This is a genomic window from Bradyrhizobium manausense (genome assembly GCF_001440035.1).
In the GTDB taxonomy this organism is placed as follows: Bacteria; Pseudomonadota; Alphaproteobacteria; order Rhizobiales; family Xanthobacteraceae; genus Bradyrhizobium; species Bradyrhizobium manausense.
The window spans coordinates 85,456-105,189 of record NZ_LJYG01000054.1; the positions used below are offsets into that span (position 1 = coordinate 85,456).

20 protein-coding genes and 2 pseudogenes are annotated in these 19,734 nt (G+C 64.1%); 9 read left to right on the forward strand and 13 right to left on the reverse strand.

The genetic code is table 11. The features are described 5' to 3' along the window. From AOQ71_RS47800 to fliL, 5 genes and pseudogenes are all read right to left on the reverse strand, one after another. A pseudogene (locus AOQ71_RS47800) lies at positions 1-940 on the reverse strand (tetratricopeptide repeat protein); the annotation flags it as partial. Between the two features lie 103 nt (positions 941-1,043). Then, entirely contained in the window at positions 1,044-1,805 is a 762-nt protein-coding gene (locus tag AOQ71_RS14635; RefSeq protein ID WP_057747381.1) for a MotE family protein, read from the reverse strand. 9 nt (positions 1,806-1,814) lie between these two features. Beyond that, positions 1,815-2,261, reverse strand: coding sequence for a DUF6468 domain-containing protein (locus AOQ71_RS14640; RefSeq protein ID WP_057747382.1), 447 nt, complete (start codon positions 2,259-2,261; stop codon positions 1,815-1,817). Next, the gene (fliM, locus tag AOQ71_RS14645; RefSeq protein ID WP_057747383.1) at positions 2,258-3,460 is read right to left on the reverse strand and encodes a flagellar motor switch protein FliM; all 1,203 of its coding nucleotides are present in this window, start codon (positions 3,458-3,460) and stop codon (positions 2,258-2,260) included. The genes AOQ71_RS14640 and fliM overlap by 4 nt, the downstream gene beginning before the upstream one ends. A 30-nt stretch (positions 3,461-3,490) precedes the next feature. Further along, positions 3,491-3,991 (reverse strand): flagellar basal body-associated protein FliL, encoded by a 501-nt coding sequence (gene fliL / locus AOQ71_RS14650; protein ID WP_057747384.1) that lies wholly within the window; start codon positions 3,989-3,991, stop codon positions 3,491-3,493. A 386-nt stretch (positions 3,992-4,377) separates the two neighbouring features. Between fliL and flgF the strand changes: the two genes are divergently transcribed. The 4 genes from flgF to flgH are packed head-to-tail and all read left to right on the forward strand — an operon-like array spanning position 4,378 to position 7,859. Then, a complete protein-coding gene (gene flgF, locus AOQ71_RS14655; protein ID WP_057747385.1) occupies positions 4,378-5,139 on the forward strand; it encodes a flagellar basal-body rod protein FlgF in 762 nt (253 codons plus the stop codon). A 16-nt stretch (positions 5,140-5,155) separates the two neighbouring features. Beyond that, on the forward strand, positions 5,156-5,944 hold the full coding sequence (gene flgG / locus AOQ71_RS14660; RefSeq protein ID WP_057747386.1) for a flagellar basal-body rod protein FlgG: 789 nt from the start codon (positions 5,156-5,158) through the stop codon (positions 5,942-5,944). 10 nt (positions 5,945-5,954) lie between these two features. Beyond that, positions 5,955-7,088 (forward strand): flagellar basal body P-ring formation chaperone FlgA, encoded by a 1,134-nt coding sequence (gene flgA / locus AOQ71_RS14665; RefSeq protein ID WP_057747407.1) that lies wholly within the window; start codon positions 5,955-5,957, stop codon positions 7,086-7,088. Positions 7,089-7,097: 9 nt separating this feature from the next. Continuing rightward, positions 7,098-7,859, forward strand: a complete 762-nt coding sequence (gene flgH / locus AOQ71_RS14670; protein ID WP_057747387.1) for a flagellar basal body L-ring protein FlgH — start codon at positions 7,098-7,100, stop codon at positions 7,857-7,859. Between the two features lie 266 nt (positions 7,860-8,125). On the opposite strand, the gene AOQ71_RS14675 is transcribed toward flgH, so the two are convergent. The 3 genes from AOQ71_RS14675 to AOQ71_RS14685 form a co-directional block, all read right to left on the reverse strand. Next, positions 8,126-8,905: a 2-keto-4-pentenoate hydratase gene (locus AOQ71_RS14675; RefSeq protein WP_057747388.1), complete on the reverse strand. Its 780-nt coding sequence runs from the start codon at positions 8,903-8,905 to the stop codon at positions 8,126-8,128. A gap of 537 nt (positions 8,906-9,442) precedes the next feature. Further along, complete coding sequence (gene dksA / locus AOQ71_RS14680) at positions 9,443-9,808, reverse strand: RNA polymerase-binding protein DksA (RefSeq protein ID WP_008554760.1); 366 nt, start codon at positions 9,806-9,808, stop codon at positions 9,443-9,445. Between the two features lie 216 nt (positions 9,809-10,024). Then, positions 10,025-10,636, reverse strand: coding sequence for an NAD(P)-dependent oxidoreductase (locus AOQ71_RS14685; RefSeq protein WP_057747389.1), 612 nt, complete (start codon positions 10,634-10,636; stop codon positions 10,025-10,027). 140 nt (positions 10,637-10,776) lie between these two features. On the opposite strand from AOQ71_RS14685, the gene AOQ71_RS14690 reads away from it, so the two are divergent. Further along, positions 10,777-11,148: a winged helix-turn-helix transcriptional regulator gene (locus AOQ71_RS14690; RefSeq protein ID WP_057747390.1), complete on the forward strand. Its 372-nt coding sequence runs from the start codon at positions 10,777-10,779 to the stop codon at positions 11,146-11,148. A gap of 182 nt (positions 11,149-11,330) precedes the next feature. On the opposite strand, the gene AOQ71_RS14695 is transcribed toward AOQ71_RS14690, so the two are convergent. Then, the gene (locus tag AOQ71_RS14695; protein ID WP_057747391.1) at positions 11,331-11,744 is read right to left on the reverse strand and encodes a flagellar assembly protein FliX; all 414 of its coding nucleotides are present in this window, start codon (positions 11,742-11,744) and stop codon (positions 11,331-11,333) included. A gap of 282 nt (positions 11,745-12,026) precedes the next feature. On the opposite strand from AOQ71_RS14695, the gene AOQ71_RS14700 reads away from it, so the two are divergent. From AOQ71_RS14700 to AOQ71_RS14715, 4 genes are all read left to right on the forward strand, one after another. Beyond that, positions 12,027-13,151: a flagellar basal body P-ring protein FlgI gene (locus AOQ71_RS14700; protein ID WP_057747392.1), complete on the forward strand. Its 1,125-nt coding sequence runs from the start codon at positions 12,027-12,029 to the stop codon at positions 13,149-13,151. After that, a complete protein-coding gene (flgJ, locus tag AOQ71_RS14705) occupies positions 13,151-13,537 on the forward strand; it encodes a flagellar assembly peptidoglycan hydrolase FlgJ (RefSeq protein WP_057747393.1) in 387 nt (128 codons plus the stop codon). Before AOQ71_RS14700 ends, flgJ begins: the two co-directional genes overlap by 1 nt. 11 nt (positions 13,538-13,548) lie before the next feature. After that, a complete protein-coding gene (locus tag AOQ71_RS14710; protein ID WP_057747394.1) occupies positions 13,549-14,046 on the forward strand; it encodes an MCP four helix bundle domain-containing protein in 498 nt (165 codons plus the stop codon). 159 nt (positions 14,047-14,205) lie between these two features. After that, the gene (locus AOQ71_RS14715) at positions 14,206-14,565 is read left to right on the forward strand and encodes a hypothetical protein (protein ID WP_057747395.1); all 360 of its coding nucleotides are present in this window, start codon (positions 14,206-14,208) and stop codon (positions 14,563-14,565) included. A gap of 39 nt (positions 14,566-14,604) precedes the next feature. On the opposite strand, the gene flaF is transcribed toward AOQ71_RS14715, so the two are convergent. The 4 genes and pseudogenes from flaF to AOQ71_RS14730 all read right to left on the reverse strand — a co-directional run. Continuing rightward, complete coding sequence (gene flaF, locus AOQ71_RS14720) at positions 14,605-14,973, reverse strand: flagellar biosynthesis regulator FlaF (RefSeq protein WP_057747396.1); 369 nt, start codon at positions 14,971-14,973, stop codon at positions 14,605-14,607. Between the two features lie 294 nt (positions 14,974-15,267). Beyond that, on the reverse strand, positions 15,268-15,857 hold a 590-nt coding region (locus tag AOQ71_RS47805), incomplete at its 5' end, for a flagellin (protein ID WP_283809590.1). Between the two features lies 1 nt (position 15,858). Then, positions 15,859-17,547 (reverse strand): annotated as a pseudogene (locus AOQ71_RS14725) (DUF1522 domain-containing protein); the annotation flags it as partial. 216 nt (positions 17,548-17,763) lie between these two features. After that, positions 17,764-19,734: DUF1522 domain-containing protein (locus tag AOQ71_RS14730; RefSeq protein ID WP_057747398.1), on the reverse strand; the 1,971-nt coding region annotated here is incomplete at its 5' end.

The window sequence follows — 19,734 nt, forward strand, 5'->3', positions numbered from 1 at the left end:
CCGCCGGCTTTTCAGCCGCCGGCGCCGGTCCGTGACTGCCGGCCTCAGCCTTTGCGATCGCGGCCTCCGGCGTCGCCGCGGTCTTGCCCTTGTCGGGCTGGAAGGCGATGTCGACGACATAGTTCTTGTCGTCGCGGAAGGAGTGCACGTCGGAATCACCGATCAGCGCGATCTCGACGCTGGTCGTATCGATGTCAGCCTTCTGCTTGATCGAAGCGACGTTCGGCGGCGCGGCGACGATGGCATCGGCGAGATCGAAGTTGAGATTGGCATTGAAGACGAGCGTGAGCTTCTGCTCATTGAGCACGGAGGAGACGCCGACGCCGTCGGGCATCTCGAACACGAAGCGCACGAAGGTCGGCTGTACCGAGGCGCGCACGCGGATCGGCGGACGCTTCTTGCTTTCGGCTGCGGCGCGCTGGGCGCGCAGTGCGCGCTCGGCAACACGGGCGCGCTCGGCGAGCTCCTTCACCACATCCATCGGCAGGCTCGGTGGCGGGCCCTTCCATCCCTCCGGCAGCAGGTCGATGAAGGTGCGCTCGCCCGCATTCATGGTGTTGACGGTGACGCGCCGCGCCAGCGACAGCCTGATGGCGCTGCCATCAGGGTCGCGACGCGCGGAGTTGATATAGTCGGGCGCGCCCTCCGGCACGCGATCGACGGGAACGTCGACCGGGCGGTCGAAGCGGATGACGAGAATGGAGCCGGCGGTCGTCACCTCGGAGGGAACATCCTCGCCGAGCTTGATGACGAGACGGGCAAAGCCGCCACCGGCCGAGAAAGTCGCCTCGCCCCGGATCGGATCGGCGGCGCGGGCAAAAGAATTAAGAATGACCAGCGCGCAGGCGCCCAGCAAGACGGCCTTGCGGACATGGCGCGACAGCCCCAGCGCCAGGGCGCGGCCTCGCGACACAAATCCAGCGGCAGCCTCTCGCGCCATTGGCGGCATTTCTTCCGGTTCGACGGGTCCACGCCGGCGCTAAGGCCGGCCCATGCCCTCGAATGTAGGTTTTGCCAATTAAGGACTTCTTAAGTATGAGCCCTCAATTCGGCTTTTGCGTCGGCTTGCCGTCGATCTTGGGGAGATCCCCGGCGGAAGCAGCCTGATCCCCGCCGCCATTGGCACGGCGCGCCATCTCGACCGTCAGCCGCTCGGCGGCTTCCGACGACATCAGTCCCAGGATGTCGGACATCTTGCGGGGGGCGATCGCCGAGGCGATCTCGATCAGCACGCTCATCTCGAGCCGGTCGAACACCCGCGCGGCGTCCTTGGGCTTCATGCCTTCATACATGGTCACGAGGCCCTTGAGGCGCTGGGCCTCAGCGGCCTTCTGCTCGGCCTGGGTCGCGCTGATGCGGGACTCCACGGCCTTCATTTCCTCGACCTTGCCTTCGATGCGCTTTTCGGCCGACTTCAACAGGCTCTCGCGGATGTCGATCTCGCGCTGGCGGGCCTCGATCTCCTGGCGGCGCGATTGCAGCCGTTCCAGGATCGCCCGCTCCGAGGCCGAGACCTGCGGCTGGGCTTCGTCCATGTTGACCGAAGTGCCCTCGGGCTTGCTCTCGGGTGCGGCCGGCTTCGGCGCTTCCTTCGGCTCGCCATGCGTCGAGCCGGTGATGTCAGGGTCCTCTCGCCCGGTCGGGAAGTTCAAATTCTGCTGTGCCCAGGACTTCTTCAACGTGTTCGGCTGGTAGTCGAACACGTAGCCGCCATTGATTACGAGCCCCGCCACTTTCAGCGTGGCGAGACCTGCGACCGCAACCAGCACGACCGGAATGACGCGGATGTTACGAAAGGACTTCATACCCTGACTTTATGCGGCGATACCGTTGGACCTGCGGCGCTCCGAGAAGGCTTCAGCGGCGGCGGCCACCGCTTTCGCGGGCGACGGCTTGGCGACGGGGGCAGCGGCAGCTTCCGGATTGGTCACGGGGCGCGCCGCGATGGCGATCTTGGAGAGGCGGCGCACCACATGGTCGGCTTCGCCGAGCTGCTTGTAGAGCTGGTCGGACATTTGCGTCGCGGCCGCGAGCTGGCTGCCGAGATTCTCGTTGACGTCGCGCACGGCGAGCTTGAGCCCGCCGATCGCGCGTTCGGCGATCTCGGTCGCGGTGATCAGCTCTGCGATCACGGCCTTCAGCGAATGCTCGTCCGCCTTCAGCCGCGTCAGCCGCTTGTTGAGCAGGATGCAGTAGCCGATCGTGAGCATCAGCAGGATGGCCACCAGCGTCTCGATCGCCATTCCCAGGGAGTGGTTCATGGGGCCTCCATCAGCTTATTCTGTTCGTCCACCTTCTCGAACATCGCAAGTGTCGTACTTGGCTTGCGCAGGGGTTTCGTCACGCGGATCGCAACGCGCTCTCCGACCCGGCCCATGCGTCCTTCGGTGATGGTGACGTCGCCGCAGCGCACGGTGACGTTGGCATCCGCGCGCATGTCCAGCGGCAGCGTGTCGCCGACCTTGAGCCGCATCAGCTGCTTGAGCGGAATCTCGGCCTCGTAGAGCACGGCATCGACGGAAATCTCGGCTTGGGCGATCTCGGTGGCGAAATGGCCTTCCCAGATCGGATCCCGGCCGAACTTTTCGCCCATGAACATCTGGAGCAGAACGGGCCGGATCGGTTCGATGGTCGCGTAGGGAAGCAACAGCTCGATGTTGCCGCCGCGGTCTTCCATGTCGATGCGCAGGCGCACCAGGATCGCGGCGTTGGCGGGACGGCTGATCGCGGCGAAGCGCGGATTGGTCTCGAGCCGGTCGATCGTGAAGGTCACCGGCGACAGCGGCCGGAACGCCTGCTCGGCATCGGTCAGCACCACCTCGACCAGGCGCTTGACCAGCTCGGTCTCGATCGTGGTGTAGGGCCGGCCCTCGATGCGCAGCTGGCTCGAGCCGCGGCGGCCGCCGAGCAGCACGTCGATCATCGAGTAGATCAGGCTGGAATCCACCGTCGCCATGCCGAAGTTTTCCCACTCCTCGGCCTTGAACACCGAGAGCACGGCAGGCAGCGGGATCGAGTTCATGTAATCGCCGAAGCGCACCGAGGTGATGCGGTCGAGCGAGACTTCGACGTTGTCGGAGGTGAAATTGCGCAAGGAGGTCGTCAACAGCCGCACCAGGCGGTCGAAGACGATTTCGAGCATCGGCAGACGCTCGTAGGAGACCATCGCCGAATCGATGATCGCGCGAATGCCGCTGTGATCGTCGAGCGTGACGTCGCCGACGGTGAAGCCGAGCAGATTGTCGATCTCCTCCTGCGACAGCACCCGCTCGCCGGAATTCTTGCCGTTGCCGAGATCGCGGCTGCCGTCCTCGACCATGGCCGCCCATTGCAGGGCCATGGTCTCCGAGAGTTCGTTTTCGGCAGCGGCCTTCGCGGCCTCCGCGGGATCCTCGGAATCGAGCGACGCCTCCCATTGGGCGGCAATCGCATCCTGGTCCATCTGCTCGTTGCCGGCCATGACGCTAGCCCGTACCCTTCCGCTGCATCCTCACTGGAGCACGACTTCCTTGAACAGCACCGCGCTGACCTGGATCGGCGCGACCGCGGCGTTGACGCGCTTGGTCAGCTCTTCCTTGAGGCGGAAGATGCCGGCGGAGCCATTGAGGTCGGAGGAGCGGAGCTCGCGCACATAGGTCTGGAAGATGTCGGTGACCCGCGGCATCGACGGCTTGATCGCCTCGATCTGCTTCTCTTCCTTCAGCTCGAGCACGATCTTGAGCTTGAGATATTGCACGCGCTCGCCGGGCGCGCCGGCGAGGTTGACCATCATGTCGGGCACTTCGACGAAGGCCGGCGGCTTGGGCGGCGGCGCGACCTCGGCATGGTGCTCGTCGTCGCCATGACGAAAGAACAGGAACCAGGTGGCGGCACCGCCGCCGAGCACGACCAGCACGCCGACGATGATCAGGATCAGCTTGAACTTGCTCTTGGGGGCAGCGGCTTCCGCGCCTTCGGCGGCTGCGCCGCCTTCCGCTTCATTCTCTGCCATGATCGTCCGGGCCCGCTCATCTCATAAAGGGTCGAAAGGGCGAAGCCTCCTGGCAGACAGTGACGCGATACAAATGCCCCAGCGCAAAGCGCTCCTCTCACACGCAAACGCTACGGTAATAATGGTTAACGGAACCTTTCAATCGGCCCTCCGCTAGGAAAAATCTGCCGGGCAAACATGGCTAACAGAACCTTTCTGCCCCCTGCTTTCTCGGCCGAAAAATAAGCAAGCAACTGTAATTGCACATCTTTGCGAGTTGGCACGGCTTTCGCTGAGAGAGGGGCGAGACCGGATGGTTTGGGAGAACCCGACGGCCTCGTTCACGGGATCGGCCAAGGCGCTTGGGAGAGCGAGATGGCAGGTCTCACGCAAGGGGAGATTGACCGATGCAGAATGCGCTTCTGATCGGATTGTCACGGCAGATGACGTTGGAGCGGCAGATGGATGTCATCGCCAACAACGTCGCCAACGTCAACACCAACGGCTTCAAGGCCGACCATTCGCTGTTCGAGGAGTATCTCCGCTCGAACGCGCATGAGGACAATTTCATCGGCTCCGACCGCCGGGTCTCCTATGTGCAGGACCGCGGCACCTATCGCGACGTCGGCCAGGGCCCGATGGAGGCGACCAGCAACCCGCTCGACATGGCGATCAGCGGCAACGCCTTCTTCGCCGTGCAGGCCAACGGCGCCGAGCGCTACACCCGCGACGGCAAGTTCGCGCTCAGCAGCACCGGCCAGCTCATGACCTCGGACGGCAACCTCGTGCTCGGCACCGCCGGCCCGATCGTGTTCCAGCCGACCGACCACGACATTAACGTCGCCCCCGACGGCACCGTGACGGTGCTCGAGGGCACGGCCAAGACCGACACGATCCGCGGCAAGATCCGCATGGTGACGTTCGACGATCCGGCCAAGCTGACCAAGCTCGGCGCCAATCTCTATGACACAGGCTCCGCGACCCAGCAGCCCGACGCCAAGTCCACCCTGCAGCAGGGCTACATCGAGAAGTCGAACGTGAATTCGGTCGGCGAGATGAGCCGCATGGTCGAGGTGATGCGCAGCTACACCGCCATCGCCAACCTGCTCCAGCAGCAGAGCGACCTCCACAAATCGGCGATCGAAAAGCTCGCCGACGTTCCGGCCTGATTGGGAGAGAACTGACATGCAGGCGCTTCACACCGCAGCGACCGGAATGGCGGCACAGGAACTGAACGTTCAGGTGATCTCCAACAACATCGCCAATTTGCGCACCACCGGCTTCAAGAAACAGACCGCGGCGTTCGAGGACCTGATCTACGAGCACGTCCGCCGCGTCGGCGCCCAGGCCTCGGACCAGGGCACCATCCTGCCCGTCGGCGTCGACATCGGTGGCGGCGTCAAGACCGTCGGCACGCCGCGCAGCATGACGCAAGGCACGCTGTCGCAGACCGGCAACGACCTCGATCTCGCCATCTCGGGCGAAGGCTTCTTCAAGATCCTGATGCCCGACGGCACCTTCCAGTACACCCGCGACGGCACGTTCCAGATGGACAATCAGGGCCGCGTCGTCACCGCCGGCGGCAACCCGGTGCAGCCGACCATCACGATTCCGAACAACGCCTCGGGCATCACCGTCAACGAGCAGGGCCAGGTGACCGTGACGCTGCCGGGCTCGTCGACCAACACCGTTCTCGGCCAGATCGGCGTGACCCGTTTCATCAACAAGGCAGGCTTGCAGCCGGTCGGCAGCAACCAGTTCATTGAGACGACGTCGTCAGGCACGCCGCAGGACGGCATCGCGAATTCGGAAGGCTACGGCAAGATCACCCAGGGCAGCCTCGAGCAGGCCAATGTCGACGTCGTCTCGGAAATGAGCGACCTGATCGCCGCGCAGCGCGCCTATGAGATGAACGCCAAGGTGATCAGCGCCGCCGACCAGATGATGCAATCGACCACGGCGCTGTTCCGCTGAGGTGATGATGATGATCCGCACCGCACTTGTCACAATCTCCGCCATGCTCGTGCTGGCCCTGCCGGCGCAGGCCGCCGACGACGGCATCACCGCGCCGAAACTGCGCGCCAGCGTCACGGTCAGCTCGGACGTGGTGCGGGTCGGCGACCTCATCGACAATGCCGGTTCGGCCGCGCAGGTTCCGGTCTATCGCTCGCCCGATCTCGGCACCACCGGCGCGCTGCCGGTCGCCCAGGTCCTGAGCGTGCTCCGCGCCAAGCAGGTGATCGGCGTGATGACCGGCGACATCAAGGAAGTCCAGGTCACCCGGCTTGCCCGCACGCTCGCCAGCAAGGACCTCGAAAACGCGGTCACTTCCGCGCTCGAGCGCCGCTTCGGCCTGGGCGACGCCGCCAACATCATCGTCACCTTCGACCGTGGCATTTCCGACATCAGGCTGGAAGCCTCCAACACTGGCACGCTGCAGCCGGTTGCGACCCGCTACGATGCTCGCGGCGGCCGCTTCGACATCTCGTTCGAGATCAACAACGACAGCAACCCGGCGCCGACCAAGCTGCGCCTGACCGGCACCGCGATCGAGACCATCGAGGTCGCTGTCCTGACCCGCGACGTCGATCGCACCGAGATGCTGAAATCCTCCGATGTCGCGCTGGAGCGACGGCCCAAGGCCGAAGTGACGGGTGAGCCCGCGCAGCGCGACCGCGCCATCGGCATGCAGCTGCGCCGGCCGATGCGCGCCGGTACGCCGATCCGCATCGCCGACATCGCCAAGCCCGAATTCGTGTCGCGCGACCAGAGCGTCACCGTGATCTACCAGGTCCCGGGGATCTACCTCACCACCCGCGGCAAGGCGATCGAGGGCGGCGCCGAGGGCGACACCGTGAGCGTCCTCAATCTGCAGACCAAGCGCACGCTGACCGGTGTCGTCACCGGCCGCGGCCAGGTGACCGTGCAGGGCGCCAGCCAGTCCGCGCCGATGGAACCTGCGGTCGAACACACCTCCTCGCTCAAGCGGGACGAAGCGCCCGCCCCTGTCGACACCGCAGCCCTCCTCCGCAGCCTGGTCCAGGCGCCGAATTCGCCGGCCCGGATCGCAGATGCCCAGATCCCGCAAGCTCGCGCCTCGCAAGCACAAGCAAAGTAAGAGTTCGTCATGTCCGCTTTCAGTTCGGCTTCCCGTCTTCGTCGCATCGCGATCTCTGCACTGTTGCTGACAGCGAGCGCGCTGGGCGGCTGCTCCTCGATCGACCGCCTGTCCCAGATCGGCGAGCAACCGAAGCTGTCGGCGATCGACAATCCTACGACGCAGCCCGGCTACAAGCCGGTGCAGATGCCGATGCCCAAGCCGGAAGTCGCCTCCTACAATCCGAACTCGCTGTGGCGCAACGGCAGCCGCGCCTTCTTCAAGGACCAGCGCGCCCATCAGGTCGGCGACCTCCTGACCGTGACCGTGAACATCACCGACAAGGCCAATATCGAGAACGACACCCAGCGCAGCCGCAGCAACAAGGAAGATTCGGGCATTACCGATTTCATCGGCGCCAAGACGATCACGCAGGCCAACAAGATCCTGCCCGGCCGCATTCTCACCGCCGACTCCACCGCGTCCAGCGAGGGCAAGGGAAGCGTCGACCGCAAGGAAGCCTTGCAGACCAACGTCGCCGCCGTCGTGACGCAGGTGCTGCCGAATGGCAACCTGGTGGTCGAGGGCAAGCAGGAGATCCGCGTCAACTACGAGATCCGCGAACTCATCGTCGCCGGCATCGTCCGCCCCGAAGACATCCAGAGCGACAACACCATCGATTCCACCAAGATCGCACAGGCCCGCATCGCCTATGGCGGCCGCGGCCAGATCATGGATGTGCAGCAGCCGCGTTACGGCCAGCAAGTCATGGACGTGCTGCTGCCCTTCTAAGCTTCTCCCGAGCTCCCACATCGTGCTCGCGAACCTAGGCGCGAACGACGATGTACGACGCGGCCCTCGCTAGCTCCCCTGGCGAGGGCCGCATGTATTTTTGGTTGTGATGCCTTGAGGCCAAGGGTCGAGTCCGCGCAATCGTAGCGACGCCGCAACCTCAATTTCCGTCATTGCGAGCGTAGCGAAGCAATCCAGACTGTCGCGGTGCAAAGACTCTGGATTGCTTCGTCGCAAGGGCTCCTCGCAATGACGGCGGAGAGAGATCAGCTAAACTCCGCCTCCACCGCGCCAAGCCCATCCAGTTCCATCCGCACCTTGTCGCCGGCTTTCAGCCACAGCGTCTTCACCAGGCTCCCCGTCAACACGAGCTGTCCGGCATGCAAGCCCTTGCCTTCGGCGGCGAGATGGTTGGCGAGCCAGGCGAGTGCGTTGTGGGGATGGCCGAGCACGTCGGCGCCGGTGCCGTGGCTGACTTCCTCGCCGTTGACGATGGCGCGACCCTTGACGGCTTTCAGGTCCGGCACCGACGAGCGCGGGACGGGGGGGCCCAGCACGCAGCCGGCGGCGAAGAAATCGTCGGCAATCAGCGTCGGCGCGCCCATCGTCTCCCACTTCACATAGCGGTCGTCGACGATCTCGATGGCGGGATGGTAGGCCTCGACGGCCTCACCGACCCATTCCGCCGTGAACGGCGCCTCGCCGGCGGCAAGGTTCCGCTTCAAGCGCACGGCGATCTCGCATTCGACGCCGACGCGGACATAGTCGGAAGCCGCGAGCTTGACGCCGCTGTCGTGCACGCCCTTCTGGAACACGCCGCCGCCGCAGGGGTGCGGGATGCCGATGTACTCCTGCATCACCTGGCTGGTACAGCCGATCTTGTAGCCGACCAGCGGACCTGCATGCGGCAGCAAGAGATCATGCAGCGCGCGCTGGACCTGATAGCCCTCGGCCTCGTCACCAGGCGGATGTTCCAGCGCCGCGAGTGGCGCATGGTTCCGGCGCGCCAGCGCGATCGCCTTTGCGGCTTCGAGTATCTTGTCCATCGGCGCCGCCTCTCCCACGCTACGCAAATCAAGGGCGGCAGTGGAGCATCCCCGCCCGGGCCTGACAAGCGCGGCCGGCGTGCGGCCTCAAGCCTTGACGAGGCCGAGCCGGATCAGGCTTTCGGCAGTGGCGAGGATCGCCGCGTCGGATGCCGACGAAACCGGCCCCGCCGCTGCTGCCGGCGTTTAAGGAAATTTTGAGCTGGTCCGGGCTTTATGGGGATGCGCGCCTTGCCGCGTCGCAGAAAGCCTGATTGCAGCGAAACTTGATGCTGCTGGCTCAGCTTCACAGCATCCGGGCCGATCCTGTTGATGCGACTCGCAAAACCGCCCGCACCTGAAGTGAAGGCTGTTTCTCATGTGAACTCACGTGAGCTCGCAAGAGTGGACTCCAGGTCATTGATCGCGATTCACTTTTCGCGATCGCGCCCACACCTCGAGGCGCTTGGCGGCAAGCGACAGGCAAAACGCTGATCATGGCGCCAAACGGCGCCTTGCGTCCCAAAAACAAAGAGCCGCATCGCTGCGGCTCGGACTCTATTCGTCGCGATAGACCTTCTCGCGTTTCTCGTGGCGCTCCTGCGCTTCCACCGAGAGCGTCGCGATGGGCCTGGCTTCGAGCCGCTTCAACGAGATCGGCTCGCCGGTATCCTCGCAATAGCCGTAGGTGTTGTCCTCGATGCGCTGGAGCGCGGCGTCGATCTTGGCGATCAACTTGCGCTGGCGGTCGCGGGCGCGGAGTTCGATGGCGCGGTCGGTTTCGGACGATGCCCGATCGGCAAGATCGGGGTGGTTCACGTTCTCCTCCTGCAGGGCTTGCAGGGTGAGCTTGGACTCTTTGAGGATCTCATCCTTCCAGGCGAGGAGCTTCAAACGGAAGTACTCCTTCTGCCGGTCGTTCATGAAAGGCTCTTTTTCGGTCGGTCGGTAGTTTTTCAACTTTTCCAAGGGCGGCCTATCTTCTTAAGCAACGACTCAAGAACGGAACGGGGTCCGTTGAGCCGGGGCTTATATAGCTACCACTTGTGACAGACAATATTTCCTTAATGGCGCGGTTACCGCCCCCAAGCCCTTGCACAGGAAGGTTTATCCGGCAGAAGCCCGGGGGCGGCCAAAAGCCTAGTACCCGACCGTAAAACGCTGCCTCTGATGGGCCGGCTTCTCGATCTCGTCGGCGAGCGCGATCGCGTAGTCGGCGAAGCTGATCCAGCTCTTGCCGTTCGCATCTGCGAGAAGCTGGTCGGTGCCGAGCCGGAACTTGCCCGTCCGCGCCTCCTCGACGAACAGTGCCGAGGGCGAGATGAAGGTCCAGTTCAGCTCCTTTTCCTGCCGCAACAGGTCGAGGAACGCAGACCCCGCCTCTGCCTCGGCCTTGTATTGAGCCGGAAAGCCGGGAGTTGTGACCAGTTTGACGCCGGGAGCGACCTCAAGGCTTCCGGCGCCGCCGACAACCAGATAGCGTCCGACGCCGGAAGCCTTGGCCGCGCCAATCAGCTTGTGCGGGTCGCTCGCCAGGAAGTGCACGGAACTCACCGCAACGTCGTGGCCGCTCCAGAGTTTCGTCAGAGCGGCCTGGTCGAGCACGTCTCCCTTGGTCGGGGTGACGTTCGGCAGGCCTGCAATCTTCTCCGGATTCCGGGCAATGGCGGTGACCGTGTGCCCCCGGCGGGACAGTTCCTTGGTGATCTCCGACCCGGCCCGGCCCGAGGCGCCGGCAACTGCGATTTTCATGAAAGGCTCCTTTGCGCCTGAAGTAACTATCAGTGACTAGATATCGCAAAGAATGCTAGTGTTAAGAGCGCACTTTGTGCTTACCTGATTACGCAGGAGTAACCGGAACAATAGATGCGAGCCAAGCGCGAGAAACCGAGATGAAACCCAATGTCTATGCCGCCGAGTGCCCAACACGCCAAATTCTCGATCGTGTCGGCGACAAATGGGCCGTGCTGATCCTGTTGCTGCTGCGCGAGGAGCCGATGCGCTTCAATCAGTTGCGCCGCACGATTGAGGGGATTTCTCAGAAGATGCTGAGCCAGGTTCTCAAGTCGCTGGAACGCGACGGCCTGCTCAAGCGCCGAGCCATCGCGACCGTGCCGGTCACGGTCGAATATTCGATCACGCAGCTCGGCGTGACGCTCGCCGCCGCTGTCGATCCGCTGCGCGATTGGGCCGAGGAGAATCTGAAAGACGTGCTCGCCGCCCAGCGCCGCTACGACGCGCAGCAGAAGGAGGAAGCGGCGTAGCGACTGCGCGTGGAAGACTCATAGGGGTCCCGTCATCCTGAGGTGCGAGCGGCGCGATGCGAAGCATCNGGGAGCCTCGAAGGACGAACGGCCGAGACGCATCAGCGGGGCCGTCGCCCTTCGAGGGCCGCTGAAGAAGCGGCCGCCTCAGGGTGACGGATCACGTTCTCAAGCCTGCCTGACTAGCCCTGCCCGGCCTTGGCCAGCTCGACCTCGACCCGCAGCTCGATCTCGGCCAGCACGGAATCAAGGCCAGGATCGCCGGAGGACGATTTCAAATTCGCCGCCGCATCACGCAACCGCATCACGGTCGACTTGTCGAGATTGCCCGACAACAATCCCATCTTGAGGTCGTCGAGCACGTCGAGCGCGGTCTTGCCGCGGGCGACCGAACGCTTGCGGCGCTCGATCGGATCTTCCTCGATACCTTGCAGCGCGAGCAGCCCGTCGATGTTGGCGGTGGCTTTCGGCGCAGCCGCGCTCCGCGTCTCCTGCGCCGATGAGGTGTCCGGCAACACGAAGGTGCCGGAGCTCGTCCGCCTGGCCTGGCTGGCCGGCGTCCCAAGCGTGGTGCCATTCGGTCCGTAGATGCGCATCGAAGCAATCCGGGTGATCGATGCGCCACATTCGCCGCATTATGGTTAACGAGGCGTAAACGGCCCGGCAAAATCTGCCGACACACGGCAGTTTCGCTCCTTAGCGGCAACAGCCGCTGACATCGGAGCAAACAAATTTACTCAACCTATTCAACCATCTAGGCCCTCTGCACCGCGTTGGCACAACGCTCGCAAGGACAGCGTCGGACCAGCTCGTCATGGGAGTGTCGCAGGTGGTCCGAGACGTGAGGAGGCTTTTCGGAAAGCCTTGGGGAGCACAGGATGCCAGGGGTTCGTTGGGTGAGGATTTTTGGGGTGGCCTTTGCCGCGCTGTCAGCGCTGGCGCTATCGGCCGCGTCCGCAAACGCGACCTCGCGCATCAAGGACCTCGCCAATATCGAAGGCGTGCGGCAGAACCAGCTCATCGGCTACGGCCTCGTGGTCGGTCTCAACGGCACCGGCGACACCCTCAACAACATCCCCTTCACCAAGCAGTCGCTGCAAGCGATGCTGGAACGCATGGGCGTCAACATCCGCGGCGCCACGATCCGGACCGGCAACGTCGCCGCCGTGATGGTGACCGGCAACCTGCCGGCCTTCGCCACGCAGGGCACGCGCATGGACGTCACCGTCTCCGCCCTTGGCGATGCCAAGGATCTGCGCGGCGGCACCCTGCTCGTCACCCCCCTGTTAGGTGCCGACGGCAATGTCTATGCGGTCGCGCAGGGCTCGCTCGCGATCTCCGGCTTCCAGGCCGAGGGCGAAGCGGCGAAAATCGTGCGCGGTGTCCCGACCGTCGGGCGCATCGCCAACGGCGCCATCATCGAGCGCGAGATCGAGTTCGCGCTGAATCGCCTGCCGAATGTCCGGCTCGCGCTGCGCAACGCCGACTTCACCACGGCCAAGCGCATTGCCGCCGCGATCAACGACTATCTCGGCGTCAAGAGTGCCGAGCCGATCGATCCGTCGACGGTGCAGCTGACGATCCCACCCGAGTTCAAGGGCAACGTCGTAGCCTTCCTGACCGAGATCGAGCAGCTCCAGGTCGATCCCGATCTTGCCGCCAAGATCATCATCGACGAGCGCTCCGGCATCATCGTGATGGGCCGCGACGTCCGCGTCGCCACCGTCGCGGTCGCGCAGGGCAATCTCACGGTGACGATTTCCGAGAGCCCGCAAGTGAGCCAGCCCAACCCGCTGTCGCGGGGGCGGACCGTGGTGACGCCGCGCTCCAGCGTCGGCGTCACCGAGGACGGCAAGAAGTTTGCCGTCGTCAAGGACGGCGTCTCGCTGCAACAGCTCGTCGACGGCCTCAACGGCCTCGGCATCGGCCCGCGCGACCTCATCAGCATCCTGCAGGCGATCAAGGCCGCCGGCGCGATCGAAGCCGACATCGAGGTGATGTGATGCAGACCGGCACGATCAACACCGCGCGTCTCGCCACCGCCGCTGTTTCCTCGAACCCCGCCTTCGCGGTGGAAAGCCGCAACGGCCGGCCCGACTTCGAGCTCGCCGCAGCGCTCCAGAAGGTCTCGCCGCAGCAGCAGGCCAAGGCGCAGAAGACTGCCACCGATTTCGAAGGCATGTTCCTCAACAGCATGTTCGCGCAGATGACTTCGGGCCTGAAGGGCGAAGGTCCGTTCGGCGACACGCCCGGCACCGGCGTATGGCGCTCGATGCTGACCGAGCAATATTCCAAGAACTTTGCCAGCGCCGGCGGCGTCGGCGTCGCGCGCGACGTCTACCGTACCCTGATCATGCAGCAGGCCAAAACCACTCTTCGTACGGCATAAGGTCAAACGAGATGAACCACTTCAACGCGTCACGTCAGCCGATGCCAGCGCAGCGCCCGAACAACACGCCCGGCAGCGCCGAGGCGCGCAGGCTCGCCGAAGATCTGATGGATGCGATGAACGCCCTGCTCGGCCTGATCGAGCGCGAGACCGAACTGGTCCGCGCCGGCAAGGTCCGCGAGGCGATGATGATGGAAGGCAAGAAGCAGGAGCTGTCGAAGCGCTATGTCGCCGCCGTCGGCCAGTTGAAAGCGAACCAGGACAAGCTTGCAAAATCGGCGCCCGAGCTGCTATCGACACTGCACCGGCACCACGACGCCTTCCGCGCCATGCTCCAGGTCAACCTTACCGTGCTCGCGACCGCGCATGCGGTCTCGGAAAGCGTCGTGCGCGGCGTCAACGCCGAGATCCAGAAGCGCAATGTGCCGAACACCTATACCGCAGCAGGCCGCCGCGCCGCGCCGGGGCCCCGTCACATCACTCCGCTCGCGGTTAGTCGCACGCTCTAGGCACACACCAAAACCGCTTCAAATTTTACGAAAAACCGCGCGGCAAAAGCGTCGCGCGGTTAGGCACGTTTGCTAACCGGGTCTTCAATCCTGGTGTTCCATGGTTGCGCATTGAGAGGGGTTGGGATTTGACTCACGCAAGGCAACCAGGAGGCTGCCATGAGTACAGATTTCAGCATCCGGCCGGTGGGGATCCCGGCCCCCGTGCAGTTCGTAACGACGTCGAATTCGGCGGCGAACGATGCCGTGCAAACCGATCTGCCGCTGAGCCAGACGGTCGCCGCGAGCGACACGAGCGCGCCCGCGAGCAATGATCTGCAGAGCAATGCGAACATCTCGCGTCAGGTTGTGTTCGACCAGGCCGCTGCATCCATGGTCTTCCAGGTCGTCAACGAAAAGACCGAGGCAGTGGTCACTCAATTTCCCGACGAGGCGATCCTGCGTCGGCGAGCCTATTTCCACGCACTGGATTTGAAGTCGGAGCCCACCCGCCCGCTCAACACGGACCTCAGCGCTTAATCGGCCACTCATTTGTCGAGCGTGGCCGGGCTCGTTCCGTCACGGCCGGCCGGACAGACCGGCGGCGATGTTGCGGTTGATCTCGATCAGCGGGCGGAAGTGATCGAACTGCGGGCTCATCTGCAGCGCCGCGGTCTGGCTCAGCACGAACACGCTGATATTGGCGATCTTCTGCCGGACGTCGAGCGGCTGCGGGTTGTTGTCGCGCATCGCCTCGCTGAGGAAGATGGTCCAGAGCTTGCGATTGAACAACAGCGCCTGCGTGGTCTGCTCGCTGAACGGATCAGCGGCGTTGACGGCATCCTGGAGCTTGTTGGCAGCCTTCAGCAGAGTCTGCGCTTCGATGTCGCGAGGCGATGCGGTGGTGGTTGCGACACGCGCGTAGGCCGAGGCAGCGGAATTCGACATCAATCACACCTTGGAAGCTTCCTAGTCCATTGAACGGACTTAAGGATTTCTTTCCCAACCCTATGCAGCAGCGCTTAAGATTTGCTTACATGTGCGCTTGGAAGGACTCCGGATTATTACGGGTCACAGAGTGCTTCATGAGCGCGATGATAGTTGCGCAAGATGCAAGCTGTAAATCTGCACTGCATCATGCGCATCGATCGCAGCTAATCCCGTCTTAGCGAACTCCCTCAAAACAACGGCGGAGCATTAGCCCCGCCGCGCCGTCTCAAACTTCGTATTTGCGCTTTCGAACTAGCGGAGCAGCTGCAGCACGCTCTGCTGCGACTGGTTGGCCAGCGACAACGCGGAGACCGCGATCGACTGGCGAGTCGACAGCGCCTGGCTGTTGGCCGCCTCCTCGTTGGTGTCGGCGAGCGTCAGGTTGGACGAGCCGGTCTGCAGCACGTTGATCAGGTTCTTGGAGAAGTCCTGACGCACCTGCACGATCGAAAGGTTCGAACCGAGCGAGGACCCTTCCGAGCGCAGCGTGCTCGAGGCCGCGTTCAGGCTCTGCAGAACTTTGTTGGTCGCGCCGTTGTCGATGAAGTCGGTGCCGGGCACGAGATTGCTGAGGCCGAGGCCCGCCGCATTGAACACCACGCCGTTGATGCCGAGCGTGGAGCTGCCGGTCTCGTTGAACACCAGCTTCAGCGTGTCGCCGTTCAAGAGGTTGACGCCGTTGAAGGAGGAGTCCTGCGAGGTCGTATCGATCTGCGCCAGGATGTTGTTGAACTGGCTGACCAGGCTCGAACGCGCGGTCTGCGCCACGGGATCCTGCACCGGCGGCTGCGCGGTGGTGAAGGCGAGCACGCTGGTGAGCGTGCCACCAACCGTGCCGCCCGNGCCGAGGGTCGAGGATGCGTATTCATTGACGGTGGTCACCGTGAGCACGCCGTTGGCATCGATCGTCGCGGTCAGGTGGTTGGCCTGAAGCTGGACGTTGAGCTGGTCGAGCGTCTTGACCGTCCCGTTGGTGCCATCGCCGAAGGTGACGTTGACAGGCGTGCCACCGTTAAACGAGGTGAAGGTCAGGGTCTTGCCGCTGACGCCACCAACACCGGACTTGCGCGCCGCACTGAAAGCCGTCGCCGTTCCGGTATTGCCGCTGAGGCCGAAGGCGCTGAGCGCGTTGCCGGTGCCGGTGATCGAGAGATCGGCATTGATGCCGGTCGAGATCGAGAGCTGACCGCTGGAGTTCACCGACGACGGGATCTGGCCCGACGTGGGGGAGATCGTCGCGGTACCGTTGAAGAGGCTCGCGGTCTTCACCCCGGTCGCAAGGTCGATCGAGTTCAGCAGATCGGTCAGGTTCGCACTCTGGAGATAAACGGTCGAGTTGCCGTTGCCGTCAGTAACGACGTTGCCGCTGACGCCAAAGCCGGTCGCCACGCTCGCCGCCGACTGCGGTGTCTGGGCGTTCTTGAAGGTGATGGTGTGGCCGTCGACGTTAAGGGTCGAGCCGTCCTGGACCAGCGACCCCAGCGAGTTCGCCGTTGTCGACCGGTTCGCGGTGACGTTGGCATTGCCGGCGCCGGTCGCCGACGTCAGGCCGAGTGCATTGAGGAAGTCGGCCTTGCCCGTCAAGCTTAGATCGGCACCGGTCGAGCTCTTCAGCGTAACGACGCCGCCGCCCGAGATGGAGGATGGCGTCTGGACCGTACCAACAGTTGCGCCGCTCGTCGCGATGGTCGCAGCCCCCGCGCTGATCGTCGCGCTCTTGACGCCGCTGGCCAGATCGATCGCGGTCAGGACGTCGTTGACGGTCGCCTTGGGGGCCGCCGCCGTTCCCTCATAGACGATCGAGTTGCCGTTGCCATCTGTGGCGATGTGGCCGGTGGCATCGAGGCCCCAGCCGGTCGGCTGCGTCGCCGGCGCGTTGCCGGTGCGGAAAGTGACGGTCTTGCCGTTCACCGTGATGGTGTCGCCGTCCGCCGGCGGCGTGCTGAACGTGGTTGACGTCGTGGTGCCGAGCAGCGTGTCGGTGCCGACAAGCGCGGTTGTGGTGTCGGCAGCCTTGACCGCAAAGCCGGTCGAGGTGCCGGCGTTCGAACCGAGCGAGGCGCCGAGCGCGGCAGCTCCCGTCACCGGCGTGACGCCGCCGGGCGCGCCGGTATAGAGCACGTTGCTGTTGGCTGTCGCGCTCGCATATGAGGTCGTGCCGCGCAAATCCGCCGGCGTCGCACCCGGGATCGTGGTCGAGACGTTGGACTTGGTGGAGTAGCCGACCGTAGTCTGGAGCGCCTGGTTGGCGATCGATTTGGCGCTGTCGATCAGCTTCTGGAGGGAGGTGATGCCAGTATTGGCCGCCTGGAGCACCTGCACACCGTTGTTGATGCCGTCCAGGAGGTTGCTGATGTCGCTCGCCCGGTTGTCCAACCCCTGCGCCGTGAAGAAGTTGGTGGGATTGTCGAGCGCGGTGTTCACCTTCTTGCCGGTCGACAGCCGTTCCTGCGTCGTGGCCAGCAAATCGGCCGTCGACTGCAGCGACAACAGGTTCTGGCGAACGGACGCCGAGAGAACGATGTTGGACATTGGCTAGACTTCCTCTTGAACCGGATACGAATCGCCACGCGGGTCTGCAAAGCGGGCTTTCGACCAGTTTTAGGCGCTGTCCTTTAAAGTATGGTTAACGCCGGTTTAAGGGATAGGGTTAATGGCTGGTGTACGCCCCTTCCTACCCCGAAACGCAAAAAAGGGCGGCGGGACAAAAGCCCCGCCGCCCGGTTTTCTAGGTTTTTCAGCTGCTTACTAGCGGAGCAGCTGAAGCACGCTCTGCTGGGAGGTGTTGGCCAGCGACAGCGCCGAGACCGCGATCGACTGGCGGGTCGACAGCGCCTGGCTGTTGGCCGCCTCGACGTTGGTGTCGGCCAGCGTCAGGTTCGACGATCCGGTCTGCAGCACGTTGATCAGGTTCTTGTTGAAGTCCTGACGGATCTGCACGACCGAGAGGTTCGAACCCAGTGCCGAGGCTTCCGAACGCAGCGTGCTCGAGGCGGCGTTCAAATTGGTCAGCACGCGATTGGACGCCGCGTTGTCGATGAAGTCGACACCGACGGTCAGCGAGGCGAGGCCCAGGCCCTTGGAGTTGTAGGTCACGCCCGTGATGTTCAGGCTGGACTTGCCGGTCTCGTCGAACACCAGCTTGAGCTGGTCGCCATTCAAGAGGTTGACGCCGTTGAACGAGGAGTCCTGTGACGTCGTGTCGATCTGGTTCAGGATGTTGTTGTACTGAGACACGAGGTTTGCGCGGGCCGTCTGCGCGACCGCATCCTGGACGGGGGTTGAAGCCGTCGAGAAGGTCAGCGCCGAAGTCAACGTGCCACCGATCGTGCCACCTGCGACGGTCGAACCAATCGTCGAGGACGCATAGTCGTTGGACGCGGTGATGGTCAGCAGGCCGTTGGCGTCGATCGTGGCCGCCAGGTTGTTGGCCTGCAGCTTCGAATTGAGCTGATCGAGCGTCTTGACCGTGCCGTTGGTGCCGTCGCCGAAGGTGACATTGACCGCCGTGCCGCCGTTGAAGGAGGTGAAGGTCAAGGTCTTGCCGGCGATACCGCCGATGCCGGAGGTGCGCGCGGCGGAGAACGCCGTGGCATTGCCGGTGTTGCCGGCGAGACCGAAGACGTTCAGCGCGTTGCCGGTGCCGGTGATCGACAGATCGGCGTTGATGCCGGTCGAGATCTTCAGCTGGCCCGACGAATTGATCGTCGAGTTCGACTGACCGGTGGCCGTCGCGAGCGTCGCGGTGCCGTTGGCGTTGATCGTTGCGGTCTGCACACCGGTGGCAAGGTCGATCGCCTTCAGCACGTCGTTGACGGTGCCGGCCTGCAGGTAGACGGTCGAGTTGCCGTTGCCGTCGGTGACGACCGCACCGCTCGCACCGAAGCCGGACGGAACGCTCGGCGCACCGGTGGTGCCGGGGGTCGGCGCGTTCTTGAACGTGATGACATGACCGTCGACATTCAGCGACGAACCGTCAGCAATCGTCGCGCCCAGCGAGGCCGAGCTCGTGGTCCGGTTGACGTTCACGGTGGCATTACCTGCACCTGTAGACGTCGTCAGGCCGAGAGCCTTGAGCAGGTCGGCCTTGCCCGTCACGCTCAGATCCGCACCCGTCGAGCTTTCCAGCGAGACCTTGCCGCCGCCAACGCTTGAAGGCGTCTGATTGACGCTGGTGGCGATCGTCGCAGCGCCGGCGCTAATCGAAACCGTCTTGACGCCGCTGGCGAGATCGACCGCGGTCAATAGGTCGCTGACGTTTGCAGCTGGCGTACCCGAGGTGCCGAGATAGACGGTCGAGTTGCCATTGCCGTCCGTGACGATGTTGCCGCTGACGCCGGAACCGGTCGGAACGCCGGAGGTTGCCGGAGCCGAGCCCGCACGGAAGGTGATGGTCTTGCCGTTGACCGTCAGCGTGTCGCCGTCAGCTGGCTGGGCGTTGCCGACCAGGCCGGTCGCCGAGGTGCCGCTGGACGCGATCAGGGTGATGGCGCCGGTCAGAGCCGTGGAGCCGTCACCGGCCGTTGCCGCCGTTCCCTGCAGAACGCCGATGGTGGCGCCGAGGGTGGTGGTGCCGCTGGCAGCGGTGGTGCCGCCGGCCGCGCCGTCATAAATGACGTTGCTGCTTGCGGTCGCGCTGGCGAAGGAGGTCGTGCCACGCAAATCGGCCGCCGTTGCACCGGAGATCGTGGTGGAGACGTTCGACTTGGTGGAATAACC